Here is a 9,172-nt window from a genome sequence, read left to right on the forward strand (position 1 = left end):
GCACGAAATTCAGCCACGCAACTTCGAACCAACGATGCGGGAGCAAACAAAATGGACTTCAACGATGTCATGCTGGGGCGCAACGCCAACTTCGCAAACACGACGTTCGACCACGAACTGAAGATGATGCCATCGACGGGAACGGTCGTCGTCGGCTGTGTCGATCCTCGTGTCGATCCCGCCGACGTGCTGGGCTTGAAGCAGGGTGAGGCGGCGGTCATTCGTAATGTCGGTGGCCGGATCAACAAACCGCTGCTCGAAACGCTGGCAGTGCTGAGTGTGGTCGCGAAAGCAGCAGGGCGCCCCGATGGTGCGCGCAATCTCGTCCTGCTCCAGCACACGGATTGCGGGATCATCGGCTGCCACAAGCATGCCCCCGCGTTGCTCGCGAAGCATCTGGGTGTCGAGACGGCCGCGCTGGATGCGCTCGCTATCACGGAACCGTACGAGGCGGTGGCACTCGACGTCGCAGCGCTGCGGGCGAACAAGGAACTCCCCGATAACCTGATCGTGTCGGGGCTGGTGTACGACGTCAAAACAGGCCTCGTCAAGACCGTCGTTCCTCCCGCGCCTTTGCGTGAGGCCGCAGGCTGAGGATCGGCTGGATGAAAGAGCCGGCACATCGCCGGGCGTTTCCTGAACGATCACCGCTGTCACACGCATCGACAAGCGAAAAGCCTCGCGTACCTCTTCGCGGTCCAACCTGGAGTATGAGATGAAGCATGATGTGTATCTGATTACGGGCGCGACCGGCGCAACGGGCGGTGCCGCTATCGAGGAACTGCGGTCGAGGGGCGCACGCGTGCGCGCCCTGGTCCATCGCGACGACGAGCGTGCCGCCTCATTACGGGCAAGCGACGTTGAAGTTGTTGTTGGCGATCTGCTCGACAGTCGTGCTGTTCAAGCGGCGCTACTACACGTGACGGGCGCGTACTTCGTGTACCCGATCATGCAATCGCAACTCGTGGACGCGACCGCCTATTTTGCGCACGCTGCGAAGCTCGCAGGCGTTCGCTCGGTCGTCAACATGTCGCAGATTTCCGCGAGCGCGGACGCGCAGAGCCATGCGTCGCTCGCGCACTGGTATGGTGAGCGCATATTCGATTGGGCTGGTATTCGCGTCACGCATCTGCGGCCGACATTCTTTATGGAGTGGCTGAGCTACGGATTTCAGCGTTCGCAGATAGCGAACCATGACCTGCTACGCGTGCCTGCCGGCAACGGACGTCACGCACCGATCGCCGCCGCCGATCAGGGGCGTGTGATTGCCCGCATCCTGCTGGAGCCTGAGTCTCACGTGGGCAAGACATATCCGTTGTTCGGCGCCGAGGAACTGAATCACGAGCAAATGGCGAAAATAGTCGGCGATGCGCTCGGCCGCCCGGTGCGTTATGAACCCGAAAGCCTGGAATCATTCGAGGCGCGTCTCAAGCAATTTGGATTGTCGGCGTATTTCATTCAGCACATCACGTCTGTGTATCGCGGTTATCAGGCGGGCGAATTCGCTGGTACGAACGATTTGGTCGAACGGATTACGGGTCAAAAGCCGATTTCCGTGCACGACTATGTCATCGCGAACCGTGAAGTGTTTCAGCCGGGAAAGTAACGCTGAACCGCCGCATAGGTACCCGATTGACGCCGCCCGCGCACACTCGGCAACACGGCGTGTCTTCTCCGTTGATTTGCGAGCGTCCCGTTTGTCGCTCAGTCCGAAAAATCGTCCATCGCATCGCGGATAGGCAAGACGGCTGTCGGCGCCATGCATTGGAAGCGGTCGTTCGATAATCCGGACGGTATCAGGCGGCGACGGGTCGCGTGTCGCCGATCGCCCACACGCAGCGGTTGGCCAGGCTCGGCGTTCCACGCCTACAGCCGAACCGGCAATCGCGGCCAAATGCATCAGTTGACGACTAGCCGCTGACAACGTTGCAATCCTGGCCTGTATCTCTCGTTCGCAGTCATGCCGCGAGATTGCGGACAAATTGCTTGATACTGGCGAGGACGGGTTGCTGATCGCCCGCGAAGACCCAGTGATCGGCGCCGTCGAGTTCGACCAGTCGCGCCTGCGCGATGTGGCTGGCGAGATGCCGGCCGGCGCCGATGCGAACAGCGCGGTCGTCGAGACGATGGAGCACCAGAGTCGGAACGGAAACTCGGCCCAGAAGGTGCCGCACATCCATATCGCGCAACGCCTCGAGCACGCCATTGATGGCTCCCGGGCTCGACGCGGCCCGCAGCATGCCTGCCCACCAGGCTCTTGCCTGAGGATCGCCAGACAGGCTCGGCGCGAACGTCTCGATGCCGGCAGGCCCGCCCCACGCTGAGACGAGCTGCTGCAGCCACATGTCATACTGACTGGCGTGCAACGCGTGCGGATAGTCGGGCGTCGCGCTTCCCTTTGCCAACGAGGCGAACAACATGAGGCCGGCGACACGATCGGGGTGATCAACGGCAAATTGGATGCAGGGCGGTCCACCCTCGGATGCGCCGAACAGCACGACCCGGCGGCTGCCGGCGGCGTCAAGCACGGTGCCGATGTCCTGCGCGGTGGCGTCGACGCCGGGATTGAATCCGACGCGGTCGGAAAGCCCGATGCCTCGACGATCGAACAGGATGAGACGGCCTATTCCAGCGAGCGAGGACAGAAATGCCCGGCACCGCGGCTCCTCCCAAACCCGTTCGACGTGGGACACGAATCCCGGCAGCACCAGAATATCAATGCGACCGGCGCCGTAGGTCTGAAACGCGAGATGGATGTCGCGACCGCGGACAAAGCGCGTCGGCGGTGGGGCCTCGATCGGCAACATTGCGCCGGGGTTCAGCAGCGCGCGGGTCTCGGTTTCGGGCGCGACATCGAGCTCGTCGCGAAGGCGCTGCGTCAGGGCTTCGAGGTGGCGCTCGGCCGCGGCCCGATCTCCGGCGAGCAGGAGATTGCGGATGAGGTGCCGGCCGTACACTTCGCTGAGCGGATCGAACTCGACGAGACGGCCGGCGTGCGCAGCCGCAGCCGCGTAGTCGCCGGCCGCATTCTTGTCGTGCACTACCCGCTCGAGCGCCTGGATCGCCCGACCCCGCAGGGCCTCACGGCGAAAGAAAGCCCACTCGTCGAACTGCGGGCAGTCGCCAGGCGAAAAACCTTCCAGAAAGTCGCCGGAATACTGACGGCAGGCCCGCTCGAACTCGCCGCGGTCGCAGGCTTGCTCGAACGACTGAGCATCCACCTGCAGGTCGATCCTTGATGACCATCGAACCGTCGACCGGTCGGTTGTGAGAACGTCGTCGCCGAGCGTTGGCTGGAGGCGATGCAGGAGGCGCCGCAGCCGCGCCCGTACGACGTCTTCGCTGCTGTCCGGCCACAACATGGTTGCGATGACATCGCGCCCGACCGATCCCTTCGCTTCGGCCAGATAGATCAGCAGGGCCAGGCCCTTGCGCAAGGGCAGCTCGCACAGCCGGTCGTCCCGGCGGATTTCCGGAAATCCAAGCGTCCGTACGCTGAACAGAGTCATCGTGATGCGAGCCTCAATGACGGCGTCCAGGGGACGCTCAGGGGACGAGGCGATACTATCATCCACTGCAGACGAATGTCGCCGGACACATTGCGACGGATTGAATTGGAGGATTGTCATGAAGAACCTGGGCGAGCACGCGATCGTAATCGGCGCCAGCATGGGCGGGCTACTGGCCGCACGCGCACTGTCGGATTTCTATACCACCGTCACCGTGCTCGAACGCGATGCATTTCCAGCAGCAGACACGCCGCGCAAGGGCGTGCCACAAGGGCGTCACATCCATGGGCTTCTTGCGCGCGGCAGCGCGATACTCGAGGAATTCTTCCCAGGGTATAACAACGAAGTCGTCGCGCAGAGCGGCGGGTTGCTTGGCGATGTCGCCAACGATGTGACCTGGATCGGTCACAACGTTACGCTTGCTGCTGGCACGAGCGGCCTGATCGGCCTGATTGCGAGTCGTCCCGTGCTCGAAGGCCATCTGCGCCGACGGGTCCTGGGGTTGCCGAACGTGCGCGCCATAGAGAATTGCGCTGTGCGGGGTCTTGCCACCGACCCCGCTCGCAAAAACGTGACCGGTGTGCGCATGCGTGTTGAGGGCAAACTGGAAGAGACCGCCAGCGCGGACCTTGTCGTCGATGCTACCGGCCGCGGCTCGTCCAGCGTGGCTTGGCTGGAGGAGCTCGGCTACCAGCCTCCTGTCAACGAGAAGGTCGAGATCGGCATTGGCTACATGACCCGTACCTATCGACGTCGGCCGGCTGATCTTGACGGTAGGCTCGGCATCGTTGTCGCCGGTAGTGCGCCGAACTGGCGGAACGGCGTCATGCTCGCGCAGGAACACGACACCTGGATCGTCAGTGCCGGCGGCTTTCTTGGTGATGACGCACCCGATAACGATCAAGGCTTTCTCGCGTATCTGGCAACGCTGCCCACCATGGAGATTCACGACGTTGTCGCACGAGCGGAGCCGCTAAGCGATTACACGCGTTACCACTACGCCTCCAGCGTGCGCTGGCGGTACGAGAAGCTTGCACGCTTCCCCGGGAACTACCTGGTTTTCGGTGACGCCATCTGTAGCTTCAACCCGATCTACGGGCAAGGCATGACGGTCGCGGCACAGGAGGCGCTAAGGCTGCAACAGTGCCTGCTCGCGGGCTCGAACGATCTTGCGCGGCGATTCTTCAGGGCGGCCGCGAGGATCGTCGACATTCCGTGGGACATTGCAGTCGGCAACGATCTCCGCCATCCGCAAGTCAAGGGCGCGCGTCCGCCGATGCTGCGTTTCATCAACTGGTACATCGGCAAGCTTCATCTTGCTGCGGCGAACGACAGCACGCTGACGAGTACCTTTCTGAAGGTGGTAAACCTGATGATTCCGCCGCCGTCGCTGCTCAGCCCTTCGATCGCCTGGCGGGTCTGGCGGGGCACCTGGAAGCCTGCGCTATCCGTTCCCTCGCGGGCACTCGAAGCAACCCGCGATACAACGCGAGAATTGAACTGACCTGACATGGGACAGCCCTGGTCGTATGGCTGTGTCGCTCAATGTTAAAACGAAAAATCTGCGCGCAGTTCAGCTGCTATTCGGCCGTACAAAACTTGAAAGCACGGTCCGATATCTCGGAATCGAAGGCGACGACGCGCTCGAGATGGTCGGCGAGCGGGCGCTTGCCGGCCAGCAGCGCCCACTTGTGCGAAAAGCTCGAATGGCTGAAGACACGCTGGGATTGGCCAGCCCGCCCCGCTTGGCGTTCGTTCCGCCGAAGAGATGTCCGCATACCGGAGGGGGCGTTCACGGTAGGATGCTGGCTCTGAAGCAACCGTCAATCTCTTGACCTCGCACCCATCGTTGATGGGCGCAGTCTTGTGAATATGCCGCAGAGGATAACCCATGCCGTCCGAGCACGCCGATGTCTTGTCCCAGGTACTCACGCTGATACGCCTTCGCGGGGATCACGTTTTCCACGGCGAGCTGGGCAGTTCCACCGAAGTGATTTTTCCGCCAGGGCCGGCGACGTTTTTGCATCTGCGTACCGGCGAACTGTCGGTGTCTCAATGCAATGGACCCTCCGTGCTGCTGCGGTCAGGAGACTTCGTTCTTTTGCCCCATGCGGACGGACATACGATTCGAAGCGAGCCGGGCGGGAAAGCACATCAACGCTTCGAGGCGGCGGTTGACTTTACCCCCAGCAGAGATGCTCAGAAGTTCAAATGGGCGGCTGACGACGGCATAGCAGGATCCTTTCTCGCAGGATCATTCCATTTTGACGGGGCGCCGTTACGCTCTTTGCTCACCGGGCTTCCCGGGCTGATTCATCTGACATGCGACAAAGTCAGCGAACCCGCTTGGCTGGCCTCCATCTCCCATTTCCTCGACGTGGAATCGCGTAAAGCCGGCCCAGGGTCATCGCTGATGATCTCGCGGCTTATTGATCTGCTCGTTATCCGCACCTTGCGGATGTGGGTCAGCCGGCAAGGCGACCGGGTCGGCTGGCTGTCCGGACTGAGCGACGAACGCGTCGGCCGTGCGTTGAACGCAATGCATCTGGAACCTAACCGTGCATGGACGGTCTCGTCGCTCGCCGAGACCGCGATGATGTCGCGATCGATGTTTTCGGATCGCTTCACGGCGGTGGTGGGGCTTCCACCGCTGCGTTATCTGACACGGTGGAGATTGACGATCGCAGCAGACTTGCTACGCGGAGGAACATTGAAGGTGACCGAAGTGGCCCACGGTGCCGGCTATGGTTCGGAGGCTGCCTTCAGTCGCGCCTTCAAGGAGGAGTTCGGCTATCCACCGCGTGACGCGCACCGAATCGCGCAGACAGGGGCCTTTGTCGCGCGAAGTTCGGAACTCATTTGACAGTCCTTTTTACACCGTTGGCTCGAATCGTCGGTTGAAGCTGTCATTGCCGCGGTTTCGTTTCAATGGCATCGCGTCACTCCCCAAGCGGCGTCGACCTACCCCGCTTGTCCGAGTGCGTCGATCGTACGATAGATCATGCAAATCGGACGCAGAGATATGGTCAGTCCCGGATACGTTCCTTAGAGTAGATGGCCAAGGTCCTCCCGTATCTGGAGGAGGACGGCTCTCACGCACTATGGTTCGGATCTCTCATGCTCAAGTAGCTCAGACAGCTTGCGATAACACTTCTCGTTGCAACACCCGCGCTTCCGTCATGCGTCTGGATCGAAGCGCGAGTTCGGCCGCCAGCGTCACCGTCGTATAGGTGGCGTGAAGGCCAGGCATGCCTCGATGCATGAGAAATGTCGGCTGATCGCGGACATTTCTTCGATGCGGCGCCGTTCAGTTCCACCCTAACGTAGCAGTGCCCTTGATTCCTAATCGGAATTGAGAGGTCGAGGCGTATCCACGGATCTTTTCAAAGGCAGGTTCAAATTCACGACATCGGCACCGATGTCTCTTCAAGGAAGCAATGTAGATGAAACTCCTCCCCGCCGCTCTCGCCATTTCAGCATTCGCGTTCGGTACTAGTGCGATGGCTGCGCAGAAGCCCCCCATCGTTCTGGTCCACGGCGCTTTCGAAGACGCCCAGGTCTGGGGGCATGTCACATCCAAGCTTCAATCCGATGGCTATAAGGTTGTGGCTGTTGAACTGCCCGGGCGTCCGGGCGCGCCCGCCGCACCGGACAAGGTCAGCCTCGACCTCTATCGCGACACCGTGGTCGCAGCGCTGAACAAATTCCATCGCCCGGCCGTCGTGGTCGGGCACAGCTTCGGCGGCATCGTCATCGCCGACGCCGCGGAAACGGCACCGAAGAAGATCAAGACTTTGGTCTTCGTTGCTGCCTACCTGCCGCAAGACGGCGACTCGCTCGTGTCGATGGCCAACAAGGATGCCGACGCCAAGATCGGCCCGCACCTGCAGATCGATAAGGAAAAGGGTATTGCCTCCATCGAGTATTCGGCACGCGCCGATCTGTTCGCCAATGGAGGTTCTGACGAACTGCGCGAGGCAATCCCGAATCTGATCCTGGACGAACCCGTGGGCCCGCTGTCTACGCCCGTGCATGTGACTTCCACCAACTTTGGTCAGGTCGACAAGATCTATATCCACACAGCCATGGACCAGGTCATCAGCCCCTCGTTCCAGGCCAGGATGGTTGCCGCGACCCCCGTGAGAGCCGAGTACACCCTGCAGACCGGTCATACGCCGTTCCTCACCGATCCCGACGGCCTCGCAAGGGCGATCGAGGCCGCTGCGAAATAGGCGGTTCCCGGTTGGTCCGGGAAGCGAAGGCGCGGCGGCTTCGTCATCCCGCGCTTCGCCTTCAAGTATGTTGCTCCGGGCGCGGGGCTCGCTATATCCGGGTTCCCGCGCACCGCCTGCAGGCCGCTCTTCGATGGTCCGTACCGGGATGCTCTTTCAGATAGAACCATGCGCATCCGTTGTTTTCGACAATTTCTCTTGTTCCCAAAGGCAGAACCGATATGTCCCGTCTTCAGATACCCGCCACCATCGCAGATGCACCCGCTGCTTCTCAGCCCTTCCTGGAGGCCATCAACAAGAAACTGGGTGTTGTGCCGAATCTGTTTCGTCTGATGGCCAACAGCCCCGCGGCGCTCGAGGGCTACCTCGGTCTGGCCGGAGCCTTGGCAAAAGGCGCGCTTCCAGCACAAACCGGCGAGCGTATCGCTCTCGCCGTCGCCGAAATCAATGGCTGCGACTATTGCATGTCGGCGCACAGCTATTTGGGAAAGAACGTGGCGAAACTTGACGATGCGGAAATGTCCGCCAATCGAAATGGCGGCTCGAATGATCCAAAGGCCGCCCCTGCCGTGCAGTTCGCCGCGAAGGTCGCGCACGAGCGTGGCCGCGTATCCGACGAAGATCTGCGCGTCGTCAGGGAGGCTGGCTACACCGATGCGCAGATCGTCGAAATTGTTGTGCACATCGCGCTGAGTGTCTTGACGAACTATGCCAACGTCGTTGCACACACCGAGATTGACTTTCCCGTGGTGCATACACGTCAGGGCCTGAAAGACGGGACTCGCATGCTTCTCGATTTGTGATGCGTTAACTGAGCTGATAGGTTACGTCAATGCGTTGGAAGTAAGACAACCATCCGCAAGCGTAGCGCTAGGTGGGCTTTTGACGGAGGCGTTCGTCCTCTCAGCCCTGCGTATCGACTTGCGCTTCCAAGGCTTGGGAGTCGGAACAGCCGCGCTTCGGCATTTGCCCGCACGGCTCCTGACCCACTGGGTTGATACGACGTCCATTATGCTTTCGGTCGACGAAGAGCATATGGCCGGTCGGCGCTCGTACGCGAAAGCCGGTTGGGTGGATATGTGAACCCGGGAAAAGGGAAGAACCGCATGGGTTCGCTATATGAAGCGGGACATATAGCCGAAGACCAATTTAGTTGGGGCGTGTCGGGCCAAACCTTCGCAGACCCAGATAGGAGCGTCGTTATGCAAGATGCGGCGTAGTCCACGCATGGCACCACGGTACAACCAGATGCTGTTGAAGCGCTTTTGACGCAGCCTTGCTGTATCGATATTGTGCCCACACCTCTCGCACCGTGATTGTGTGTGCTGCCCATGCTGTACGCTCCAAACGGATGGCAGCTTTGCGGCGCATATCGGACGTTGGCGCGCCGCTGGCAGATGACGGTTGAGGGTCGAAGTTTGACCACTCCCC

At 61.0% G+C, this 9,172-nt stretch carries 8 protein-coding genes; 7 read left to right on the plus strand and 1 reads right to left on the minus strand.

Annotation, left to right across the window (positions count from 1 at the left end; all coding sequences use genetic code 11):
- Nucleotides 1-51: 51 nt before the first annotated feature.
- Together BG61_RS12975 and BG61_RS12980 are read left to right on the plus strand one after the other, a co-directional pair.
- Nucleotides 52-594, plus strand: a complete 543-nt coding sequence (locus BG61_RS12975; RefSeq protein ID WP_035937720.1) for a carbonic anhydrase — start codon at nt 52-54, stop codon at nt 592-594.
- Nucleotides 595-715: 121 nt separating this feature from the next.
- A complete protein-coding gene (locus BG61_RS12980) occupies nt 716-1,606 on the plus strand; it encodes an NmrA family NAD(P)-binding protein (RefSeq protein ID WP_035937718.1) in 891 nt (296 codons plus the stop codon).
- Between the two features lie 352 nt (nt 1,607-1,958).
- Here the strand turns inward: BG61_RS12980 and BG61_RS12985 are convergent, their stop codons facing one another.
- Nucleotides 1,959-3,509 (minus strand): bifunctional AfsR/SARP family transcriptional regulator/alpha/beta hydrolase, encoded by a 1,551-nt coding sequence (locus BG61_RS12985; RefSeq protein ID WP_174479722.1) that lies wholly within the window; start codon nt 3,507-3,509, stop codon nt 1,959-1,961.
- Between the two features lie 118 nt (nt 3,510-3,627).
- On the opposite strand from BG61_RS12985, the gene BG61_RS12990 reads away from it, so the two are divergent.
- The 5 genes from BG61_RS12990 to BG61_RS44965 all read left to right on the plus strand — a co-directional run bounded on the left by BG61_RS12990 (nt 3,628) and on the right by BG61_RS44965 (nt 8,824).
- Complete coding sequence (locus BG61_RS12990) at nt 3,628-5,013, plus strand: FAD-dependent oxidoreductase (RefSeq protein ID WP_035937716.1); 1,386 nt, start codon at nt 3,628-3,630, stop codon at nt 5,011-5,013.
- A gap of 387 nt (nt 5,014-5,400) precedes the next feature.
- On the plus strand, nt 5,401-6,372 hold the full coding sequence (locus BG61_RS13000; protein ID WP_035937713.1) for an AraC family transcriptional regulator: 972 nt from the start codon (nt 5,401-5,403) through the stop codon (nt 6,370-6,372).
- A 580-nt stretch (nt 6,373-6,952) separates the two neighbouring features.
- On the plus strand, nt 6,953-7,741 hold the full coding sequence (locus BG61_RS13005; protein WP_035937712.1) for an alpha/beta fold hydrolase: 789 nt from the start codon (nt 6,953-6,955) through the stop codon (nt 7,739-7,741).
- A gap of 221 nt (nt 7,742-7,962) precedes the next feature.
- A complete protein-coding gene (locus BG61_RS13010; protein WP_035937711.1) occupies nt 7,963-8,544 on the plus strand; it encodes a carboxymuconolactone decarboxylase family protein in 582 nt (193 codons plus the stop codon).
- Between the two features lie 16 nt (nt 8,545-8,560).
- The gene (locus BG61_RS44965; RefSeq protein WP_411776664.1) at nt 8,561-8,824 is read left to right on the plus strand and encodes an N-acetyltransferase; all 264 of its coding nucleotides are present in this window, start codon (nt 8,561-8,563) and stop codon (nt 8,822-8,824) included.
- The last annotated feature ends 348 nt before the right edge of the window (nt 8,825-9,172 follow it).

The sequence above is a fragment of the Caballeronia glathei genome (assembly GCF_000698595.1).
Taxonomy (GTDB): Bacteria; Pseudomonadota; Gammaproteobacteria; order Burkholderiales; family Burkholderiaceae; genus Caballeronia; species Caballeronia glathei.

What these genes read in the sequence shown, in the direction of transcription:
- BG61_RS12975 (WP_035937720.1), top strand. Translation starts at nt 52, where the DNA reads ATGGACTTCAACGATGTCATGCTGGGGCGCAACGCCAACTTCGCAAAC.
- BG61_RS12980 (WP_035937718.1), top strand. Translation starts at nt 716, where the DNA reads ATGAAGCATGATGTGTATCTGATTACGGGCGCGACCGGCGCAACGGGC.
- BG61_RS12985 (WP_174479722.1), bottom strand. Translation starts at nt 3,509, where the DNA reads ATGACTCTGTTCAGCGTACGGACGCTTGGATTTCCGGAAATCCGCCGG.
- BG61_RS12990 (WP_035937716.1), top strand. Translation starts at nt 3,628, where the DNA reads ATGAAGAACCTGGGCGAGCACGCGATCGTAATCGGCGCCAGCATGGGC.
- BG61_RS13000 (WP_035937713.1), top strand. Translation starts at nt 5,401, where the DNA reads ATGCCGTCCGAGCACGCCGATGTCTTGTCCCAGGTACTCACGCTGATA.
- BG61_RS13005 (WP_035937712.1), top strand. Translation starts at nt 6,953, where the DNA reads ATGAAACTCCTCCCCGCCGCTCTCGCCATTTCAGCATTCGCGTTCGGT.
- BG61_RS13010 (WP_035937711.1), top strand. Translation starts at nt 7,963, where the DNA reads ATGTCCCGTCTTCAGATACCCGCCACCATCGCAGATGCACCCGCTGCT.